Origin of the sequence: Rhizobium giardinii bv. giardinii H152 (genome assembly GCF_000379605.1) — a bacterium.
Lineage (GTDB): Bacteria > Pseudomonadota > Alphaproteobacteria > Rhizobiales > Rhizobiaceae > Pararhizobium > Pararhizobium giardinii.
In genome coordinates this window covers 1-1,275 of sequence record NZ_KB902608.1, presented here as the reverse complement: position 1 = coordinate 1,275, position 1,275 = coordinate 1, and the positions used below count along the sequence as shown (strand labels likewise).

The window sequence follows — 1,275 nt, the reverse complement described above, 5'->3', positions numbered from 1 at the left end:
AAATATTCCAAGTCTCGTGACCTGCAGGTCATGCCGTAAAAAATAGGAGGCCGCAAATGACAGAGTATCCAAAAGGCTCGCACGCCGGCTCAAGGACCAGTGTCCAGACGAGCGGCTCAAACCGGAGCGGCTTGTATCACCTGGAGCACCTACCGCTGTTCCTCTCGAGGCAGGAACCTGAGTTCGCGGCAATATTCGAGGCAGTTGATGCGCTGCCGATTGACGACACTCATTGCCACGTTATCACCGATCAGGATGCGATCACCTCGCCAAAGCGTTATCTGGAGCGCATCTCATTGGCGGGAATGCCGATGGCCGCTTACTTTCCAAAGGGCATCTACACCGAATGGCTCAACGGGGACGAGGCCAGGAGGCATGATCTCAACAAAATCTATGACATTCAGGGCAAGGTAGATGCGGTAACAGGAGATATTTCCCAAGGAATTTTCATTAAGTTCCTGGTGAAGGAAATGGCCCAGTTCCTTGGCTGCGAAGCGACACTGGACGCAGTCATCGAGGCCAGAAATGACCGCGGCAAGAACTACTGGGCGTATGTGAACAGCCTGTTTCGCGACGTCAATTACGAAAACATCATGCTCGAAACCGGCTACCACGAGGACCGGGGAGGTGAAGCAATTTCCCGCTTCGAGGAGGCTATCTTACCCTGCCGGTCAAACCGGATCAGCCGCATCGAAGAGATTCAGAGAGAGTTTTTCCATCTCAACATTTCTTTTGACGAGTTTGAGCAGCGCTACATCAAGCGGCTACACGAGACTTTGGATGGCAACGGCAATTTCGGGAAGAAATCATACGGGATGAAATCTTACCTCCTGCCGTTCATTGGTCTTATCCGGCCGCTGCACGACCGCAATCCTGCAAAGGTATCCTGGGAGGCGCTGAGAGGTTCTTTCAGCAAGTTGCCCGATATGGACCGCGAGTCTGCCGCGGAAATCACCAAGGATTTGCGCCGCTACACATTCACCCTCGCTCTTGAGGAGTGTCTCAAGCGAGACATGCCCATGCAGATTCACGCGGGTGACGGTGAAGCTCCTGACGTGGTCCTTCGCAATCAGGACCCGTTTTTCTTGGAAGAGGTTGTCCGGTTTGATCGCGACAACATGATGCGCATGCCTAAAATTATTCCGCTGCATGCCGGCTATCCCTCGGTCGGTAAGGCCGCGTGGCTCAGTCACCTTTACCCGAACTGCTATTTCGAACTCTCGATCATGACCCCTCATGTCCATCAGAATCTATATCAGCGATATATGCAGGTGA

General features: G+C 53.0%; 1 protein-coding gene. It reads left to right on the top strand.

Annotation, left to right across the window (positions count from 1 at the left end; translation table 11 throughout):
• Positions 1–56: 56 nt before the first annotated feature.
• Positions 57–1,275, top strand: a 1,219-nt coding sequence (locus A3AY_RS0109945; RefSeq protein ID WP_018325531.1) for an amidohydrolase family protein, incomplete at its 3' end; no start/stop codon positions are given.